Below are 18,552 nucleotides of genomic sequence, written 5' to 3' on the forward strand. Positions count from 1 at the left end.
AGCCGTGAGGAGGCTCCTAGCCCCGTGGTGCGGCGGCACGGCGAAGTCGGTCGTTGATCGCCTCGCCGAGGCCATCTTGCGGGATCGGCGCCACAGCGATGCGCCCGATCTCCGGCCGGTCGAAACGGGCCAGTGCCGCAAACAGATTCGCCGCCGCCTCGCGCAGATCGCCGGACGGGCTGAGATTGACGCATTCGGCCGCCGCGGCCGCGCTGGCGGTCGGCGTCGCGCCGAAAGCGATCAGATACTCGCCGGGCTCGACATGGGTCGCATCGAGGCGAACCGTGCCGTGCGGCGCATAATGCGACCGAAGCTGGCCCGGCGCCTGGATGCCCGAATCCGCGTCCGGCGCGACGACGGCGAGCCCCGTCGCCTCCCTCAGCGCATCCCGCCCGACAAGGCCGGCGCGCAACAGCACCAGACGGTCCCGCTCGGGCTTGACGATAGTCGATTCCAGGCCGAGCTCGGACGGACCCGCGTCGAGGATCATCTCGATCCGGCCACCGAGGCCCCGCATCACTTGCGCAGCGCTGGTGGCGCTGACCCGCCCGGAGGGATTGGCGCTCGGGGCCGCGAGCGGGCGGCCCAGACGACCGATGATGTCGCCGGCGATCCCCTTCGGCTGACGCAGCGCGATGGTGGCAAGGCCGCCGGTCGTCAGGGGGTGAACCGGCGTCCCCTCCGCTTGCGGCAGGACGATCGTCAGCGGTCCGGGCCAGAACCGCGCCGCCAGTACCCGCGCGACGTCGTCCATGACGGCCAGTCGCGCCGTCATGTCCAGGTCGCTGACGTGGCAGATGAGCGGATTGAAACCGGGACGGCCTTTCGCCTCGAAGATGCGCGCGACGGCCTCGCCATTGGTGGCGTCACCCGCCAGGCCGTAAACCGTCTCGGTCGGCAGGCCGACGAGCCCACCGCCGCGCAGACAGGCGACCGCGCGCCCAACGGCGTCTTCGCTTTCGGCGGATAGGCAGACCGTCTCGATCGAGCCGAGACCACCGTGCCCCGAAGGCATCAGGGCGACATCAGGGGCAGCGCGTCCAAGCGTCATAGCCGACTTCCAAACGAAACCTCATGCGGGACCCAAGAGCGGAGCAGCCCACAAACAGAAAAAGGGCAGTGGTTTTCGCCACTGCCCTTTTTTCGTCTTTACCGGAACCGGAAGCGGCTCGCCAGAGCTTAGTTGGCGGGCGCCGGCTGTTCCGGCGTGTCCGTCTCGGGCGCCGGCTGGACGTCGACGGTCGGAACCGTGACCGTCTTTTCTTCCGTGCCGACGTCGACATCGCCAGTAGTGACGTCCGCCTCAGGCATCTGACCGCCCTCGACGCTGACCTCCGGCAACTCGCCTTCCTGAGTCTGATCAACGTTGATCATCGTGAAGGCGAACCAGACGACGATCAGGAGAACGATGATACCGACGACCCAGCCAATTGTTCTATTCATTCCAAGCACCCGTCATTTAACTTGTGAGCAAAACTGTTCGGGGTCAAAACGGTTGCGAATACCTTTGGTTCCGTCGGTTCCAAAAAAATCTCCGTGATCGCCTGGGAAAGGAGAACCGGCGCCATCAGCGCGTCGCTTCAAACGCCGCACCGATGCGGCGCGCCGGCAGGTCGAGACCGGCGAAGCGCCGCTCCGCCGCAGCAACCGCAAGGCGCGGTCCGCGGCCAGCGCCTTCGGCGCCCAGTTGGGTGAGAACCCGCGCGGGCATCGGAAGGGCGCCGGCTTTCTTGGCCGCTTCGGCCGCCGTGACGATCTCGACGAACCGCGAGCGCTGCCGCGCGTCGAGCGAGGCGCTCTTCTCGCCAGCCTTGGAGGGCCGCGACTCGTCCGAGCGCGTCGCCGCTTCGGCCCGGCCGATGAACAGCCGATCGACTTCGTTGGCGGCATAGGCGACCGCCTCTTGCAGCGCGGCGAGATGGGTCTGGAACTCGCGGACGGCCTCACCCGACGGCTCCTCGGCCGGGGCGACGGCATCCGCCACACGCGCCGGCTTGTCGGCCTTCGCCTCGCTGCGGGCGACGTTGGTCAAGAGTTTCAGCGGGTCCAGGCTCGCATGCTGCTCCGCTGGACCATAGGCCGCGACCAGCGGGCTCGTGGTCGGCTTGGCCCGAGGCTTGGGCGGGGTCGCCGCGGAGGTTTCCGGTGCGACGGCGACCTCGGCCACCGCAGTCTTGGTCTCGTCGTCCAGCGAAGCGATCATCATAGAGGGATCGTCGACTTCCGGCGCGCGCTCGATCAGATCGTTGAACGGCCAGGCGGCCTTGAGGCCGGCGACATCCATCGTCGAGACATTGACGTCGATATCGGTCTTGGCGCCCTTCACCCGGTACGGGCAGCTGCGGCTGTCGCAATTGTGCATCGAGGAGAACTGCCACAGGGCATAGCTCGGCCAGGTCTCCTCGGGAAACTTGCCGGTGATGTCGTCGCGGTAGCGCGCATACCAGAGCGGCAGGCGCGACAGCAGCGGATATTGTGCTCGGCTGTCCGAGATCGCCTTGGCGGTCGAGCCATTGGTGTAGAGCACCGGATAGCGGCCGGTGCGGATCTTGATCTGGTCGGCGAAGATCTCGGCGTCCGCGAGGCTCATCCACTCCTCGGAATTGTCCTCGATGTCGAGCGCGATCAGATCGTCCTCGGCCGGCTCGGCGAAATCGATGAAATGATCGGCCTGCTCGCGTGGGTTGCCCGGACGGCCGAGATGATAGGCGCCCCAAACAAGCCCCTTCATCTTCGCCATCTCGCGGCGGGTCATATAGAGTTCCTTGGTGACGGAATATTTCCACCAGCGGTTCTTGCACAGCTTGTAGTCGTCGCCGTCGGCCTTGCCGCAATTCCACTCCGGCGGCAGTCCATCGGACGCCTTGTTGATAAAGCCGGCAATGCGGTCGTCCGAGGTCAGCTCCTGCCAGTTGATCGGATTGAACTCATAGGCGTCGATCACGAGCGCCTTATCCTCCGACTTCCACGGAGCTTTCCATTCGGCCTGAGCCGAACCGCCGATCAACAGCGTGCCCACGACAATGGCGCAGGCGAATTTCACGGCAGCCGTCGCAACGGCGCTGGGCTTCGTCATTCGCTGGTTTCCCCTCGAAGTCGCTCGAAGTCTGTTTTGCGGGCCGGCCCCCTGAACCCGAAGGCTCAAATCCGTCCCAAGCGGCTGGACGCAGCTATTTCGTTCAAATCTGGCGGGTTCCGGGCAAGATCGATCACGAAATGTTACAACTCCACCCAGGGAGTTTGCCGCGCTGACCTGACCAATTTGCCACAAAGGCGGGAGATTCCGGTAGTTTGGGTTAATGTTTGGTTAACAAGCCCGTGCGCCCAGGCCTCACAATCCGGTCGCGCGACCGGATTTTCCCGGTCGAATCTGCCCCGATTGTGGATTTTGGATCAGCCGGCAATCGTGCCGAAATCGGCGACCTTGCGCGTTGCGGCGCGGATGCGGGCGAGCAGCGCCAGCCGGTTGGCGCGGACGGCCTCGTCCTCGGCATTGACCAGCACCTTGTCAAAAAACGCATCGACGGGAATGCGCAAATCGGCGAGCGCGGCCATGGCATGTGCGTAATTTTCGACCGCCAGCGCTTCTTCCAGCTCGATCTCGGCCCGGTCGACGGCGCCAGCGAGCGCCTTTTCCTCGTGCTCGGTCAAAAGGGCGAGATCGACGGTTTCGGCGATGCGGGTGCCCTTCTTCTCCTCGGCGGCGAGAATGTTCGCCGCGCGGCGGGTGCCGGCGAGGAGGTTCTTGCCGTCCTCGGTGTCGAGGAATTGGCCCAGCGCCTCGACGCGGCGGGTGATGTCGAGGAGGTCGTCGTTGGTCTTTTCTCCGCCAAATAAAACCGCGTCGACGAGGTCGTGCCGAGCGCCTTGATCCCGCAGCTGAACTTTGAGGCGGTCATGGAGGAAGGTTAGAAGGTCGGCTAAAATACTTCGTGCGCGCTCTTTCTCGATGTCCACCACATCTTGCCTGACCTCCTCAAAATATTCGTCGAAGCGACGTGCAATTGGCAGCAGGTCAATCTTTTCAGCCAACTCGCGGTATGCGGCCGTCTCCGCTTGCCCTCTCGCGCTGATATGAGAGCGTCTGAGTGAGAAAAGTGCATCGAGGATGCGAGATACCAACGAGACTGAGAGCGTTTTCTCCACCACCAACCGGATCATCCCCAGCGCCGCTCGTCTGAGCGCATAGGGGTCCTTCGATCCCGTCGGCTTCTCGTCGATCGCCCAGAAGCCGACCAGCATGTCGAGCTTGTCGGCCAGCGCCACGCAGATCGCGACGGGATCGCTCGGCACCGTATCCGTCGGCCCGAGCGGCTTGTAATGCTCCTCGATCGCCGCCTGAACGGACGGATGCTCGCCCTGCCGCGCGGCGTAATATCGGCCCATCAGCCCCTGCAGTTCGGGAAACTCACCGACCGCCTCGGTGGTGAGATCCGCCTTGGCCAGCACCGCCGCGCGTTTGGCCAGCGCCGCCAGATCGTCAGCCGAGACCGCCTCGCCGCCCAGCGTCGCGCCGTCCGGATAGACCGTGCGCGCGATCTCTTGCGCCAGCGCGGCAATGCGGCTCACCCGCTCGCCTTGCGTGCCCAGCTTGGCATGGAACGTCACCTCCAGCGCATCGAGCTTGGCCATGCGCTGGTCGAGCGGCTTTGTCAGGTCGAGGCCGAATTTTTCCGCCGAGGGCTTGAGGCTGTCGATATCCGGCAGATCGGCCTGGTCGGTCTGCCAGAAATACAGCGCATCCGACAGCCGCGCCCGCACCACCTTGGCGTTGCCGCTGGCGATCGCCACGCCGCCGTCGCTCGCCTCGATGTTCGAGACCAGGACGAAATGGTGGGAGAGTTTGTTATCGCTCACGCCGGCCTGCTGCGCAGACGGCTCCGCGGGGGCGCCCTGACCGGGCGACGGCCGGTCGGCCTTGCGAGCCTCCGGCTCGACCGAGCCATGCGGCCGCAGCACGAAACACTTCTGGTTGGCCTTGATGGTGGAGCGGATGATTTCCGGTGGGATCTCAAGAAACTCCGGCTCGAACTCACCCATCAGCGTCACCGGCCATTCGACCAGACCCGCCACTTCCTCCAGCAGCCCGTCGTCCGGCACGACTTCCAGGCCCTTGGCGAAGGCGAGGTTTTCCGCGTCGTGGCGGATCATCTCCTTGCGTCGCTCGGCATCGAGCACGACGCAGGCCTTTTCGAGCTTCGCCGCATAATCGTCGAAGCGGCGGACGGCAAACTCCTGCGGCGCATGAAACCGGTGGCCCCGCGTCGTGTTGCTAGCCTTTATGCCGTCGACGGCAAAATCGACCACCACCGGCTCCTCGGTCTCCGGACCGAAGGTGCACAGGATCGATTGCAGCGGCCGCACCCAGCGCAGCGAGCCCGGCTCGCGCGACGCCGGTCCCCAGCGCATGGATTTCGGCCAGGGAAAATCCTTGATGATGCCCGGCATCGCCTCGGCGATGATCGCCTCGGCCGGTCGGCCGGGCTTTTTGATCGTCGCGACGTAGAAATCGCCCTTTTTCGGGTCGGAGCGGATCTCCGCATCGTCGATCGAGGCGAGCCGCGCGCCGCGCAGGAACCCCTCGATGGCCTTTGGCGGCGCGTCGGTACGTGGTCCCTTGCGCTCCTCGGCGACGTCCTTGGAGCGGGCCTCGACGCCGCGAATGTCGAGGGTCAGGCGCCGCGGCGTCCAATATTCCCGCGCACCCTCATAGGTCAGCCCGGCGTCTACCAGTGCGTCGGTGACCAGCTTTTTCAGATCGCCCGCCGCCTTGCGCTGCATGCGGGCTGGGATTTCCTCGGAACGCAGTTCAAGCAGAAGGTCGGGCATCAGTGTCTCTCCGCCCGCATGCCGTTCGCCTGGTTGCGCTTCCTCGCGCCGATGGCGCTGCGGGAGCGCGGGCGGGCGGGAATCTCTTCGGAGCGCAGTTCAAGCAGAAGGTCAGGCATGGCTCGGCATCAACATTGGAAAAGGTCGACGCCTTGCACCACGCCCCACCGGCGATTGCAAGCTGGCGCTATCCCCGACCGACGCGCCTCAGATCGCGCCGCTCAGCGTGTCGCAGGCGCCGAAATCGCCGCTCTCGAAGCCGCGCCGGAACCACTCCTGGCGCTGCGCCGACGTGCCGTGGGTGAAGCTGTCCGGGACGACCGTGCCCTGGCTGCGCTTTTGCAGCGTGTCGTCGCCGATCTGCTGCGCCGCGTTGAGCGCCTCGTCGATGTCGCCGGCCTCCAGATACCCGGCCTCACGGCTGCCATTGGCCCAGATGCCGGCATAGCAATCGGCCTGCAACTCGACCCGCACCGACATGGCGTTCGCTTCCGCTTCGCTCATGCGCGAGCGCGCCTGATGGAACTTCGGCAGGACACCGGTGAGGTTCTGGATATGATGGCCGACCTCATGGGCGATGACATAGGCCTGGGCGAAGTCTCCGGGCGCGCCGAGCTGGTTGCGCAGCTGATCGAAAAAGCCGAGATCGATATAGAGCTTGGAATCTGACGGGCAGTAAAAAGGTCCGGTTGCCGCGCCGGCGATGCCGCAGGCCGAATCCACCCGGTTGGTGAACAGGACCAGCGTCGGCGCCGGATAGGTCTCGCCCGCCTCACGAAATCGCTGAGTCCAGACATCCTCGGTGTCGGCAAGGACGGTGGCGACGAAATCATCGGTCTCGTCGGCGGTGCCCGCGACGCCTGGCCCGGAGCGTTGGCTGGTCTGATAGCTGCTGCTGCCGCCACCATCCGCCATGCCGAGAAGCTGCAAGGGGTTGATCCCGAAGCCAAGCCACAGCACCAGCGCGATGATGATCATGCCGATCGTACCGCCGCCCCCGGCTCGTATCGGCAGCCGCAAGCCCCCGCCGCCGCGCCGGCCGAAGCCGCCGCCAGAGCCCCGCCTGTCCTCGATATTGCTTGACTGCCTGCGCCCGCGCCACTGCATAATGCCGCCCTTTGGTCGTTAGCCAGGCGACCTCCTGCGAGAATGCGCCGCCTGCGTGTCCCTTAGCGGGCGATATAGGGCGTCATTCGACATTGCCACGAACCGCGACGACGGTGTGGTCGAATTCAGGCGGCTGCGGCCAGTGCCCCGGCCGCGTCCGTCAACAGCAACGCCTCACCTCCGCCGCAAATATGGCACTGCCACCTCTAAGGCGTGACTCGCAACAGAGCGTTCGACCCGAAACCCACGACCCGGTGCCGGACGTCACGCTGCAGATGAGCCGCCTGAGCTTCACGCGACATCGGTACCCGGTTCCGCCGGCCGTAAGCATGGTTTAGGACTAGATCGTTCCGCCGCGAGCGGCACTCCGCTCCAAGGGGACGGAGTGGCGTCCCCTTGGTCCCTCCTGTCTCGCCCCGACGGCGAGATCGTTCCTCGTACCTTGTCCGATATGACCGTATTCCGCACAATGAAGAGAACCGCGAGCCACCGCGGACCGCAGGCCGGCGATGGCTTTGGTCTGTCCGACCGCAGCGCTTTCGCGAACGGATGGCGATGAGCGCGATACGCGACCGGCTGGCCAAAGCCCTGGAGCCTCTCGCGCCGAAGCGCTTTGCCTATGCACGCTTCGCACTGGCGCTGGGGATCGGCCTCCTGGGCGCCATCTTCTTCCTGCGTCTGTCACTGCCGTTACCCTGGATGCTCGGGCCGCTCGCGGCGTGTCTCCTCGCCTCGCTCCTACGAGCGCCGATCACCGCGCCCACCATCCTGCGTCCTCCCATGACCGTGCTCGTCGGAGTCCTGCTCGGAGCGGGCTTTACGCCTGGGATGATGGCCGGGATAGCGGATTGGCTGCCGAGCCTCCTCGGCCTGATGGTCTTCCTCCTGGTCGCGGCGGCGGCCTGCGTGACCTATTTCTACCGCGTCGCCGGCTTCGATCTGCCCACCGCCTATTTCGCCGGCATGCCGGGTGGGTTGATCGAGATGGTAACGGTCGGCCAGGCCAAGGGCGGCGATCCGCGTATCATCGCGCTCATCCATTCCAGCCGCATCATGCTGATCGTCTTCTCGCTGCCCTTCATCCTCGACGTGGTAACCGGCGAAAAGGTGATCGCCCGGCCGACGACCGGGCTTTCGGTCTTCGACGCGCCGTGGTCGGTGGAGGTGTGGCTGCTCGTGACCGGGCTGGTCGGGATCGTCCTGGGACGAATGCTGCGGCTGCCCGCGCCCTTTCTGATGGGTCCGATGCTGGCCAGCGCCGCCGTACATTTGACCGGGGTCACCGAGTTCCGCCCGCCCTATGAGCTGGTGGCGGCCGCGCAGCTGGTGCTCGGCACCGCTCTCGGCTGTCGCTTCGCCGGAACCCGGCTGACCGAAATCGTTCGGATTCTTGGGCTCGCGCTGGGCTCGACCGCGATCTTGCTGTCGATCACGCTCGGCTTTTCGCTGGGACTGAACCGGCTGATCGGCTTGCCGGTCCTCGACCTGCTGCTGGCCTATTCCCCCGGCGGCCTGACCGAGACAAGCCTCATCGCGCTGGCCCTCCACGTCGAGGTGGCCTTCGTCGCAACCCACCATGTAACCAGGGTTTTCCTGGTGATGACCACGGCGGGTCTGGTGTTCCGACTGGTGGAGAAATTTCGCGGGCCAAGCTGACGGCAAAGCTCATTTCACACGCGCCGAAAAAAGGCGCGCCGCAAACGGGGCGCCCACGCGCATGGCTGGGCGAACGGCGCTTTCCGCGCCAGACTGGCGGCTGCGCTTCGACAACGTGACGATAACGGGAAAGATCTCGCCATGACGCCCTTCCTCTTCAACACCACGCCGTCGATCGTGTTCGAGCCGGGCGCCGCCAGGCGACTCGGGCCGATCGCGGCGAAAACGCTCGGCGCGCGCGTGCTGCTGGTCACCGACCCGGGCCTCCGCGTGCTCGGCCTTTGCGACCCGGCGATCGCCTCGCTGACCGAGTCCGGCGCCGCCGTCACCATCTTCGACGACGTTGCCGCCGATCCGAAACTGTCGATCCTGGTTGCCGCGACCGACGCTGCCCGATCTCTGGACGCGACGGGAGTCCTCGGCTTTGGCGGCGGCTCGTCCCTCGACGTCGCCAAGCTCGCCGCGCTCATCGCCGGCTCCGGCGAAAATCTCGACGAGGCCTGGGGCGTCGGCAACGCCAAGGGCCCGAGACTGCCGCTGGTGCTGGTTCCGACCACCGCCGGCACCGGCTCGGAGGTAACCCCGGTCTCGATCATCACCGTCGGCGAGGAGGAAAAGCGCGGAGTCTCCTCGCCGCTGATCCTGCCGGACATCGCCGTGCTCGACGCGGAACTGACGCTCGGCCTGCCGCCGGCGATCACCGCCGCCACCGGCGTCGACGCCATGGTTCACGCGATCGAGGCCTATGCGTCGAAGAGCGCCAACAACAACCCGCTGTCGAAGATGCTGGCGCGCGAAGCCTTACGGCTCATCGGCGCGAATATCGAAACGGTGATCGCCGAACCGGCGAATGTCGAAGCGCGCGGTGCGATGCTGCTCGGCTCGATGCTCGCAGGCCAGGCCTTCGCCAATTCGCCGGTCGCCGCCGTCCACGCCCTCGCCTACCCGATCGGCGGCACCTTCCATATCCCGCACGGGCTGTCGAACGCGCTGGTGCTGCCGCACGTCCTGCGCTTCAACGCGCCCGACGCGGCGCATCTTTACGCCGAGATCGCCGCCGACGCCTTTCCGGCGCTGGAACGCGAGGAAAGCACGCAAGGGCGCTGCGCCGCGTTCGTGGAGGAACTCGCCGCGCTGTCGAAGCGCCTCGGCCTGCCGCCGCGCCTGCGCGATGTCGGGATCGGCGAGGAGCATCTGGCCAAGATGGCGGCCGACGCGATGAAGCAGCAGCGTCTTCTGGTCAACAATCCGCGCGAGGTTGCGCAGGCTGACGCGCTGTCGATCTACCGGGCGGCCTGGTAGGTGAACGAGTTTGGAGCCGCGCTTGCGTCTAGCGATCGACGTCAAGACAGGGCTCGCCCAGCGCCTCCCAGCGTGGGGCCACGCCAAGCCCCGGCTGGTCCGACGCGCCCATGGTCCCGTTCTCCCGTACCGGCGCTCCCTCGGCGATCGAGACGGTTCCGTAGGAGTTGAAGTCGGTCGCCGAGAAGGTGAATTCGGCGGGCGTTGACTGCGCCAGATGGGCGATGGTGGCGGTGACGATGTCGCCGCCCCAGGTGTCCTCGATCGTCATTGGCGTTCCGCTGGCAACGCAAAGGTCGCGCATCAGCCGTGCCTTGGTCAGGCCGCCGACCTTGGAGATCTTCAAATTGACGATATCCATGGCGTCGTCGGCCAGCGCGCGCTGCAGCGTCGCGACGCAATCGATGACTTCGTCGAGCACGAAGGGCAGCGGGGTGCGCCGGCGCACCGACAGGCACTCGTCGTAGGTCGGGCAAGGCTGTTCGATTACGACGTCGAGGTCTCGGACCGCCAGCACCACGCGCGCCGCCTCGGCCCGGGTCCAGCCGGTGTTGGCGTCGGCGACCAGAACCTCCCCGTCCTGAAGGACCGAACGGGTCGCGCGAATGCGGGCAATGTCCGCGTCGGCGTCGCCACCGACCTTGAGCTGGAACTTGCGATAGCCTTCCGCCCGGTAGCCCTCGATATTCGCCGCCATCTCCGCCGAGCCCCGCTGACTGATGGCGCGGTACAGCGCGACGCGCTCCTGCGCCTTGCCGCCGAGCAGCTTCCACACCGGCAGACCGGCCGCCTTGCCGAGGATATCCCAGCAGGCGATGTCGAGCGGTGCCTTGATATAGGGATGGCCGCTGAGAACCCTGTCCATATGGGCGTTCACGACATCGAGGTCGGTCGGATCGAGGCCCAGCAATTGCGGCGCGAGCTCCGCCAGCCCCGCCCGCACGCCGGCCGCGAACGCGGGAAGGTAGGCTGAGCCGAGCGGGCAGCACTCGGCGTAGCCGGTGATGCCCGCATCCGTCTCGACGGCGACGACGGTGCTGTCGAAGATTTCAACGAAATGGCCGCTCGACCAGGTGTAGCGTCCCTCCTTCAACGGAAGGTCGACCTGCCACGCCTTGATGCCGGTGATCTTCATGCGGAACCTCTCATTTTCTGACTCAGACGACCTGGAATCCCGTCGCGAAGGGATCGCGGTCGTCGATGAAGATGGTGTTGAGACCGGTCATCCTCGCCCAGCCGGCCACCGACGGGATGATCCCCGGCAGGTCGCCGACCTGGGCGTTCTCCTCGACGCGGCCGCGAAACAGCGAGCCGATGATGCTTTCATGGACGAAGTCGTCGCCCGGCTTCAGCCGGCCCTTTGCCACCCATTGCGCGATGCGGGCCGAGGTGCCGGTACCGCAGGGGCTGCGGTCGATCGCCTTGTCGCCGTAGAAGACGGCATTGCGGGCCGTCGCCTCCGGCCGGGTCGGCTTGCCGGTCCACAAGATATGACTGAGACCCTTGATCTCCGGCTTTTCCGGATGAACGAACTCATCGGCGTCATTCAGGGCCTGGCGGAGCGCGCCGGACATCTCCACCAGCTGCCCGGCCGAAAACGCCGCCATGTCGTCGAAATTCTCCTGGCGGTCCACGATCGCGTAAAAATTGCCGCCATAGGCGACGTCGACCGTGAGCCGGCCGAGATGCGGGCTTTCCACCTTCAGCCCCTCGCGGAACAGGAAGGCCGGAACGTTCGTCAATCGAACCTCGGCGACGTAACCGTCCGCCTCGGTATAGGTCGCGACGACGAGCCCGGCCGGCGTGTCGAGCCGGACCACGCCCGGCTCCCGTGGACAGATCAGGCCGTGTTCGAGCGCCATCGTCACCGTGCCGATCGTGCCGTGGCCACACATTGGAAGGCAGCCCGAGGTCTCGATGAAGAGGATCGCCGTATCGCAGTCCGGCCGCGTCGGGGGATAGAGGATCGAACCGGACATCATGTCGTGGCCGCGCGGCTCGAACATCAGGCCGGTGCGGATCCAGTCGTAGTCGCGCAGGAAGTGGGCGCGCTTCTCGATCATGGTGCTCCCCACCAGCGCCGGCCCGCCACCGGCGACAAGCCGAACCGGGTTGCCGCAGGTATGACCGTCTATGCAGAAGAATGCGTGACGTGCCATCGAAACTTCCTCCAAGATGTGCAGCCTAGAAGCGGTCGGGCCTGAACGGTGCGACGTCGATCGCGGTCGGGCGGCCGGCGACGAGATCGGATATGAGGCGGCCCGTCGCCGCCGATTGCGTCAGGCCGAGATGGCCGTGCCCGAACGCGTAGAGGACGGCGGGGGCTCGCGGCGAACGCCCGATCACCGGCAGGGAATCGGGAAGCGATGGCCGGTAGCCCATCCATTTCTTGCCTCCCGTCGTGTCGAGCGCCGGCAGGAAGGCCTTGGCTTTGGCCAGCATGACGTCGGCCCGGCGCATGTTCGGCGGCAGGCGCAGGCCGCCGAACTCCACTGCTCCGCCGACCCGGATGCCGGAGGAGAGCCGGGTCACCACGAAGCCGTGACCGCCGAAGGTCAGATGGCGCCGGAGGTCGAACGCGCCCGACGGCAGCGTCGTGTTGTAGCCCCGCTCGGTATCGAGGGGGATCTTGTCGCCGACCGACGCGGCGAGGCTTTTCGACCACGCCCCAGCCGCGATCACGGCCTGTCTCGCGCGGATCGCCTGCCCGCCGGCACAGCGAAGGACGACGCCATCCTCGCCCGGCTCGATCGCCGCGACCTCGCGGGTGCGAAACGAAACGCCGCGTTCCCGCAACCTGTCGGCGAGCGCCACGGCAAAGTCATAGGGGTCGGTGACCGACCGCCACTCGGGCAGGAAAGTCCCATGCGAGAAGCGGCGGTCCAGCCCCGGCTGCAATTTGTCGATCATGTCTCTGCCGACATGCTCGAACCGGATGCCTTCCCGGCCGCGCGCATCCCAGCCCGGGCGCGCGGCCTCCCGTTCGGCCTCGCTCTCGTAGAGTTCGAGTGCTCCGTCGCTGACCAGCATATGCGACAGCGACGTCTCCGCGACCTGACGCTGCATCTCGCTCCGCGCAAGTTTCATGAGCGCGACCTGCGCCGCCATCGAGCGTGCGGCAGCGGCGGGAAAACTCGCCCGCCAGAACCGGAGAAGCCAGGGGGCGATCGGCAACAGGTAAGCCGGTCGGATCGTCAGCGGGCCGGCCGGGTCAAGGAGCCAGCGGGGGGCCTTTCGCATGATCCCGGGCGAGGCCAGCGGCAGCACGTCCGAATAGGCCAATGCGCCGGCATTGCCGCGGCTCGCGCCGCAGGCGACGCCTTCCCGATCGACGACTGTCACCGTCAGGCCGTCCCGCACGAGCGCATGGGCGATGGAAATTCCGACAATGCCAGAACCGACAATGGCGACGTCGACCCTGTGATCTGGCGACGGGTTCATCCGAGACCGACCTCAGGCGAAAGATGGAAGTTGCGGGCGGGTCGCGAGGGCGTCGGCGATCACCTTCTCCACCCGCTGACGCTCGGCGCCTTGGAGCGGCTGACGAGGCGCGCGGACCCGGTCGTTCGACTGGATGGCGTGAATTTCCGCGAGTTTGATGTTCTGAACGAGGGTGCGCGACACGTCGAGATCGAGCAGCGGTCGGAACCAGCGATAGATGCTGAGCGCCTCTTTGGCGCGACCGACCTTCATCAGGCGATAGATCGCGACGGTTTCGCGAGGAAACGCAACCACGAGACCCGCCACCCAGCCGACCGCTCCAACCGCCAACGCCTCGAAGGCCAGATTGTCGACACCGGTGAATATGTCGTAACGATCGCCGAGGCGGTTGATGATTTCGGTCGTGCGGCGGATATCGTCGCAGGATTCCTTGATCGCGACGAAGCGCGCGTCGGGCGCGAGGTCTTCCATCATATCCGGCGTCACGTCGACCTTGTAGGCGACCCGATTGGAGTAGATCATCGCCGGAAGATCTCCCGCCTCGACCACCGCCCGCAACGTGTCCAGCGTCTCCCGGCGATCGGTGAAATAGACAAGGCTCGGGACGATCATCAACCCGTCGGCGTCGGCCTTGGCGGCGGCCCTGGCGATATCGCAGGATTCGGCTGTGGAAGCGGCGGCGACCGTCATCAGCACCGGCTTGCCGTTCGCGGCCGATTTGGCGATCCGCAGAAGTTCGAGCTTCTCCGCCAGCGTCAGCATCGGCCCTTCGCCGAGCGAGCCGCAAACGATCAGGCCATCGCATCCGGCATCCATCAGAAGGCCGAAGCAGCGCTCGTTTTCGGCGCGGTCCAGCTTTCCGTCCTCGCCGAACTTCGTCGTTACGGCGGGCATGACTCCACACCACATTCTCGTTCTCCGGTTTCTCCAGGTTTCGGATGGGCGGGGTCAGCGGGGCGACACGGCCCCAGTCGGATACAAGCGTCCTGATCGTTCTGATTGCATTCTTCGATGGTCCTCCGAAGAATGCGTAGGACGCCGACACAGCCGTGCCAAGATCAATTTCAGCGAAACCGGAGGATCGCACGATCCTCAACGTCAACGGGCTGCGCACACTCCCGGCCGTCGTCGCCGGGGCAGTGTGTGACCCGGCGGGGGCCTCGGCGGCTCGACGCACCGTTTCGCTTGGAAGAAAAACCGCCGACCTGGCGCGATTCCGGCGAGGCCGCCGGACGACAACCAGAATTCGAGGGTGCGGGGCGATCAAGACGATCGCCGCCGCACCCTTCCTCATCGGCTCCACGCGAGAATCTCGGGGTCGGGGCCCGGGAAGAATGCGGGCCCCTCACCGCATCAGGGAATCGGCACCTACTCCGCCGGAACCGCGCGGGCTCGGCTGCCCGACAGCCGGTCCGGCAGCGCGAAGGCAACGGCGATGAAGACCAGTCCCAGCGCGACGCCGATCACATCGCCCGGCAAGCCCGGGATGAGCGCTGGATAGTCGGTGCCGGGTACGGCTCCGACGGTGGCCTTCCCGCCGGCGATCTCCGCCATCAGGAAGGTGCCTTCGAACCAGGGATAGGTCAGCATGAAGGCCGCCGCCCCGACCAGCCCGCCGCCGGCGAAGACCAGCGCGTCCCAGCGTCCGGTCGCTGCGGAAGCCAGACCGGTACCGGGGCAGAAACCCGACACCGCCCAGCCGAGGCCGAGCAGGATACCGCCGAGGAAGACCCCGCCATAGGCGGCCTTGACGGACATGTGCCCGACCTCGACGAGGCCCGCCATCTGCCCGGCGAACATGAGCACCGAAGCGGTGCCGATCGCCAGCAGGATGGTTTTCATCAGGTGCAGGACGCGCAAGCTCAGCATGCCGATGATCAGGTTTGGGCTGGTCGCGCCGACCCGGTCGAGCGCGAAGCCGAACGCGGCGCCGATCAAAAGTGCGAGAACAATGGTCATGTCAGACCTCCCGTGGATAAAGGAGCATGGCGGTCGGGATCGCCGCAAGGAAGGCGCCAGCCGCGAAGATGTAACCGGAGACGGCGGACTGCATGATGCCGCTCATCATGTGGCCCGACGTACAGCCGCCGGCCAGCCGGGCGCCGTAGAGCACCAGGAAGCCGCCAACGAAAGCGGCGGTGAAGCGAAGCACCGGACTGTACCCGAAATTGGCCAGCCAGACCTCGGGCATGAAGCGGTGCGCCGCGCGGAAGCTGCCGCGCAACCAGCCCGAGACAGCGGCACCGATCAGGATGGCGAGGACGAAGATGAAGCCGTAATTCACGGGATCGGCCACCGCCGCAGCGTATTTCCCGCCGCTCTTGTCGAGATAGGCGTTGGGCGAGGCGAAGCCGGTCTTGCTGGCCGCATCCTCCACCACGATCGAGGTATCGACGGCATTCCACAGGATGCCGTCGAGAATCACGAACTGGGTGGAAACGCCAATGGGCTTCACCAGCGCCACGGCCAGGAAGAATACGACGCCCAGCAGCACGCCTCCCGTTTTCCATGACAGGGCCATCAGGAACCCTCCTATATTTTAATATTATAATACACGGATATGCGAATATAGTGCGCTGGACGCCCCCTCGACTTGATCCAAGTCAAATCCCGCGAAGGTCGCCGCGCCTAGCGTCCGCCGTGACAGTGGCGTAGCTCGCGACCGGCGCGAACAATCCGAACGGGAGCAGATTTGCATCCATGGCACGCCAATTTTTGGACATATCTCGCGGCACGCTTGGCGCGCCGCACTCTCCATCGAAAGGAGGTCAGCGTTATGAAATTCGGGCTGGCAACCGTCGCTGCCGTGGCGATTTTCGCCGCCTTCCCCGCCTTTGCGGGCGAGATCGCCAGCAGTGTCGATGCGCGCGACCTGCCGAAGGGCAAGACGACGCCGCTCGGGCTTTATCTCACGCCAGAGGACGCGCACGCGGCCCTGACCGAGGAGCCAGACGTCGTCTTCATCGACGTCCGCGACCCGCTTGAAATCAACTTCGTCGGCAATGCCGAGGGGACGGACGCCAATGTCCCGCTCGCCTTCGCCACGCACGATTTCGACCCCAAGCGCGGCGGCTATGCGATGGCGCGCAATCCGAACTTTATTGCCGGCGTCGACGCGGTGATGGCGCGCGAGGGACGCGACAAGGACGATCCGGTATTCGTGATGTGCCGCTCCGGCGGGCGATCGGCGGCGGCGGCCGCGGCACTGGCCAAGTCCGGCTACAGCAATGTCTGGAGCATCGTCGAGGGCTTCGAGGGTGATACCAACAAAAAGAACGGCCGGCGCGACGTGAACGGGTGGCAGAACGCCGGGCTTCCCTGGTCCTACAAGCTCGATGCCGGAATGGCCTGGCAGCCGGCGGGGGAAAGGTGAACCATGCGGACGGTCACAGCACGACCGGGCCGGCGCCTGCGGCGACCGGATCTGATGGAGCGCGCGCACCGGTCGGCGTTCAGGCTGCTTGTCGGCGTTCTCGTCGTCCTTGCCCTCGTGCTCTCCGGCCTCGGCCACGGAACCGCGGCCGGGCCGATGGCCATGACAATGACAATGACCGGATGCGGCTGGTCGACGGTCGAGATGAGCGCACTGGCCAAGGATGAGACCGGCGGCTGTTTCCTCAACGCTGCCGCCACAGATGGTCAGGCCGATGCCTGGCAAGTCCTTCTCGCGACCGCTGCGTGCCCTCAGCACGCGCCTTGTGTGCATTTCTTCGTCGCCCCGGAGCGCCCGCGACTGCGAGCGCAAGAATCGAACCGGGTGATCGCAACGGTCTGCGACCCGCTCCGGGAACGGACGGTAAGCCCACCTCATAACCCCCCGATCAGCTGATTTTACGAACGGTCGGCGTCGATCGCGCCTCCCTGCCGCGAAGCCGCCTTGCGATGCAGCCACCCAGGCAGCGCCAGGGTCTGCGCCGCGTCGGCCGTTCCTGTCGCAAACGCTGAATCCCGAAAAGAATTGGAGACAATGATGAGAACCCACAGATACTTCCTCCACTCGGCGGCACCGATCGCTGTGGCGATGATGCTCTTCGGCCTCGGTTCCGCCCATGCGGAGCCGCTGGTCTACATACCGCTCGGCGAGGAAAATCAGATTCTGGCCATCGACGCGGCGAGGGACGCCGAGGTCGGACGCATTGCCGGAACCGAGGCGGTGCATGGGCTGGGTGGAACCCCGGACGGGCGTCTGCTGATCGCCGGAAGCCTCTCCGCCCGCCCGGCGGGAGAGGCGCCCGACAAACCTGCCGGCGTGTCCGAGGAGGACCACGAAGCGCACCACGGGATGTCGGAGAAGACCTCCGAGAAATCGTCCGAAGAGCTCGTCAGCACGGTTTCGATCATCGACCGCGAAAGCGGGGAGATCCTACGCAAGGTCGATGTGCCGGGCGCCGTGCATCACGTCACGGTCAGCCCGGATGGGCGCTTCGCCGTGGTGACGCTGATCAACGCCGATGCGGTCTCGGTGATCGGGCTCGAGGACTTCGAACTGATCACCACGATAAAGACCGCGGCGACGCCGAACTACGCCATCTTCAGTCAAGATGGAAAGGCGCTGTTCGTCGGCAGTGCCGGCGCCGGCATCGTCAGCCGCATCACCGTCGATGGCTGGACAGTGGGGCCGAAGGTCGTCACTGGCGCGAATCCTGGGCATCTGGTGATGGCCGCGGACGAAAGCGCCCTGTATGTCACCAATGACGGCGACGGCACGGTCAGCGAGATCGACCCGGAGACGATGACGGTCCGCCGCAACTTCGAGATGGGCGGAATGCTGCACGGCCTCGATTTGTCCGAGGACGGCAAGACGCTCTTCGCGGCGGTGCGGGAGACCGGCCGGATCGGCCGGGTCGACCTGGTGAGCGGCGAGGTAAGCTTCGCGGAGCTGGCGCCGGCGCCCTATCACCTGAGAACGATCCCGGGAACAGGCAAGATCTACGTCAGCAGCGCCGAGGAACCCAAGTTCTGGGTGCTGGACGTCAACGACCTGAGCACGATCAGCGAGGTGAAGGTCGAGGGCACGGCCCACCAGATGGTGATCGTCCCTTCGAGCTGACCGGAGGGCCGGCGTCGACGCCAAGCGAAACGAGGAGGGCGGAGGGCGGCCGCCCTCCGCCTGTGGCACGCCACGTCGATAGGCATAGACACGTTGTCCAGGTCGGATCGGCCTGCGGGGTGCCGATCTCTGCGCCGCACAATTCGACCTTGTATCTTGCCGCATGA

General features: G+C 66.0%; 16 protein-coding genes. 5 read left to right on the forward strand and 11 right to left on the reverse strand.

Going from position 1 to position 18,552, the window contains the following annotated elements; translation table 11 throughout:
- Window positions 1-16: 16 nt before the first annotated feature.
- From ING15_RS14070 to ypfJ, 5 genes are all read right to left on the reverse strand, one after another.
- Window positions 17-1,051: an L-threonylcarbamoyladenylate synthase gene (locus ING15_RS14070; RefSeq protein ID WP_232845770.1), complete on the reverse strand. Its 1,035-nt coding sequence runs from the start codon at window positions 1,049-1,051 to the stop codon at window positions 17-19.
- A gap of 128 nt (window positions 1,052-1,179) precedes the next feature.
- Window positions 1,180-1,443, reverse strand: a complete 264-nt coding sequence (locus ING15_RS14075; protein ID WP_206455462.1) for a hypothetical protein — start codon at window positions 1,441-1,443, stop codon at window positions 1,180-1,182.
- Window positions 1,444-1,567: 124 nt separating this feature from the next.
- Window positions 1,568-3,076 carry a GH25 family lysozyme gene (locus tag ING15_RS14080; RefSeq protein WP_206455463.1) on the reverse strand — a complete coding sequence of 503 codons (1,509 nt, stop codon included), beginning with the start codon at window positions 3,074-3,076 and terminating at the stop codon, window positions 1,568-1,570.
- Between the two features lie 317 nt (window positions 3,077-3,393).
- On the reverse strand, window positions 3,394-5,829 hold the full coding sequence (glyS, locus tag ING15_RS14085; protein WP_206455464.1) for a glycine--tRNA ligase subunit beta: 2,436 nt from the start codon (window positions 5,827-5,829) through the stop codon (window positions 3,394-3,396).
- Window positions 5,830-6,036: 207 nt separating this feature from the next.
- Window positions 6,037-6,936: a KPN_02809 family neutral zinc metallopeptidase gene (ypfJ, locus tag ING15_RS14090; protein ID WP_206455465.1), complete on the reverse strand. Its 900-nt coding sequence runs from the start codon at window positions 6,934-6,936 to the stop codon at window positions 6,037-6,039.
- A 555-nt stretch (window positions 6,937-7,491) separates the two neighbouring features.
- Here ypfJ and ING15_RS14095 point away from each other — a divergent pair.
- Window positions 7,492-8,592, forward strand: coding sequence for an AbrB family transcriptional regulator (locus tag ING15_RS14095; protein WP_206455466.1), 1,101 nt, complete (start codon window positions 7,492-7,494; stop codon window positions 8,590-8,592).
- Window positions 8,593-8,733: 141 nt separating this feature from the next.
- Window positions 8,734-9,894, forward strand: coding sequence for an iron-containing alcohol dehydrogenase (locus tag ING15_RS14100; protein WP_206455467.1), 1,161 nt, complete (start codon window positions 8,734-8,736; stop codon window positions 9,892-9,894).
- Window positions 9,895-9,922: 28 nt separating this feature from the next.
- On the opposite strand, the gene ING15_RS14105 is transcribed toward ING15_RS14100, so the two are convergent.
- The 6 genes from ING15_RS14105 to ING15_RS14130 form a co-directional block, all read right to left on the reverse strand.
- Entirely contained in the window at window positions 9,923-11,029 is a 1,107-nt protein-coding gene (locus tag ING15_RS14105; RefSeq protein ID WP_206455468.1) for a cis-3-hydroxy-L-proline dehydratase, read from the reverse strand.
- A 22-nt stretch (window positions 11,030-11,051) separates the two neighbouring features.
- Window positions 11,052-12,053 carry a 4-hydroxyproline epimerase gene (locus ING15_RS14110; protein ID WP_206455469.1) on the reverse strand — a complete coding sequence of 334 codons (1,002 nt, stop codon included), beginning with the start codon at window positions 12,051-12,053 and terminating at the stop codon, window positions 11,052-11,054.
- 25 nt (window positions 12,054-12,078) lie between these two features.
- Entirely contained in the window at window positions 12,079-13,335 is a 1,257-nt protein-coding gene (locus ING15_RS14115; RefSeq protein ID WP_206455470.1) for an NAD(P)/FAD-dependent oxidoreductase, read from the reverse strand.
- Between the two features lie 12 nt (window positions 13,336-13,347).
- On the reverse strand, window positions 13,348-14,244 hold the full coding sequence (locus ING15_RS14120; RefSeq protein ID WP_206455471.1) for a dihydrodipicolinate synthase family protein: 897 nt from the start codon (window positions 14,242-14,244) through the stop codon (window positions 13,348-13,350).
- 459 nt (window positions 14,245-14,703) lie between these two features.
- Complete coding sequence (locus tag ING15_RS14125; RefSeq protein ID WP_206455472.1) at window positions 14,704-15,294, reverse strand: DUF6691 family protein; 591 nt, start codon at window positions 15,292-15,294, stop codon at window positions 14,704-14,706.
- A gap of 1 nt (window position 15,295) precedes the next feature.
- The gene (locus tag ING15_RS14130; protein ID WP_206455473.1) at window positions 15,296-15,856 is read right to left on the reverse strand and encodes a YeeE/YedE thiosulfate transporter family protein; all 561 of its coding nucleotides are present in this window, start codon (window positions 15,854-15,856) and stop codon (window positions 15,296-15,298) included.
- 255 nt (window positions 15,857-16,111) lie between these two features.
- On the opposite strand from ING15_RS14130, the gene ING15_RS14135 reads away from it, so the two are divergent.
- The 3 genes from ING15_RS14135 to ING15_RS14145 all read left to right on the forward strand — a co-directional run bounded on the left by ING15_RS14135 (window position 16,112) and on the right by ING15_RS14145 (window position 18,385).
- Window positions 16,112-16,708, forward strand: a complete 597-nt coding sequence (locus tag ING15_RS14135; protein ID WP_206455474.1) for a rhodanese-like domain-containing protein — start codon at window positions 16,112-16,114, stop codon at window positions 16,706-16,708.
- A 3-nt stretch (window positions 16,709-16,711) separates the two neighbouring features.
- Window positions 16,712-17,164, forward strand: a complete 453-nt coding sequence (locus ING15_RS14140) for a hypothetical protein (protein WP_206455475.1) — start codon at window positions 16,712-16,714, stop codon at window positions 17,162-17,164.
- Window positions 17,165-17,305: 141 nt separating this feature from the next.
- Complete coding sequence (locus ING15_RS14145; protein WP_206455476.1) at window positions 17,306-18,385, forward strand: YncE family protein; 1,080 nt, start codon at window positions 17,306-17,308, stop codon at window positions 18,383-18,385.
- The last annotated feature ends 167 nt before the right edge of the window (window positions 18,386-18,552 follow it).

This window comes from Aurantimonas marina (genome assembly GCF_017183135.1).
Classification (GTDB): Bacteria; Pseudomonadota; Alphaproteobacteria; order Rhizobiales; family Rhizobiaceae; genus Aurantimonas; species Aurantimonas marina.

What these genes read in the sequence shown, in the direction of transcription:
- ING15_RS14070 (WP_232845770.1), bottom strand. Translation starts at nt 1,051, where the DNA reads ATGACGCTTGGACGCGCTGCCCCTGATGTCGCCCTGATGCCTTCGGGG.
- ING15_RS14075 (WP_206455462.1), bottom strand. Translation starts at nt 1,443, where the DNA reads ATGAATAGAACAATTGGCTGGGTCGTCGGTATCATCGTTCTCCTGATC.
- ING15_RS14080 (WP_206455463.1), bottom strand. Translation starts at nt 3,076, where the DNA reads ATGACGAAGCCCAGCGCCGTTGCGACGGCTGCCGTGAAATTCGCCTGC.
- glyS (WP_206455464.1), bottom strand. Translation starts at nt 5,829, where the DNA reads ATGCCCGACCTTCTGCTTGAACTGCGTTCCGAGGAAATCCCAGCCCGC.
- ypfJ (WP_206455465.1), bottom strand. Translation starts at nt 6,936, where the DNA reads ATGCAGTGGCGCGGGCGCAGGCAGTCAAGCAATATCGAGGACAGGCGG.
- ING15_RS14095 (WP_206455466.1), top strand. Translation starts at nt 7,492, where the DNA reads ATGAGCGCGATACGCGACCGGCTGGCCAAAGCCCTGGAGCCTCTCGCG.
- ING15_RS14100 (WP_206455467.1), top strand. Translation starts at nt 8,734, where the DNA reads ATGACGCCCTTCCTCTTCAACACCACGCCGTCGATCGTGTTCGAGCCG.
- ING15_RS14105 (WP_206455468.1), bottom strand. Translation starts at nt 11,029, where the DNA reads ATGAAGATCACCGGCATCAAGGCGTGGCAGGTCGACCTTCCGTTGAAG.
- ING15_RS14110 (WP_206455469.1), bottom strand. Translation starts at nt 12,053, where the DNA reads ATGGCACGTCACGCATTCTTCTGCATAGACGGTCATACCTGCGGCAAC.
- ING15_RS14115 (WP_206455470.1), bottom strand. Translation starts at nt 13,335, where the DNA reads ATGAACCCGTCGCCAGATCACAGGGTCGACGTCGCCATTGTCGGTTCT.
- ING15_RS14120 (WP_206455471.1), bottom strand. Translation starts at nt 14,244, where the DNA reads ATGTGGTGTGGAGTCATGCCCGCCGTAACGACGAAGTTCGGCGAGGAC.
- ING15_RS14125 (WP_206455472.1), bottom strand. Translation starts at nt 15,294, where the DNA reads ATGACCATTGTTCTCGCACTTTTGATCGGCGCCGCGTTCGGCTTCGCG.
- ING15_RS14130 (WP_206455473.1), bottom strand. Translation starts at nt 15,856, where the DNA reads ATGGCCCTGTCATGGAAAACGGGAGGCGTGCTGCTGGGCGTCGTATTC.
- ING15_RS14135 (WP_206455474.1), top strand. Translation starts at nt 16,112, where the DNA reads ATGAAATTCGGGCTGGCAACCGTCGCTGCCGTGGCGATTTTCGCCGCC.
- ING15_RS14140 (WP_206455475.1), top strand. Translation starts at nt 16,712, where the DNA reads ATGCGGACGGTCACAGCACGACCGGGCCGGCGCCTGCGGCGACCGGAT.
- ING15_RS14145 (WP_206455476.1), top strand. Translation starts at nt 17,306, where the DNA reads ATGAGAACCCACAGATACTTCCTCCACTCGGCGGCACCGATCGCTGTG.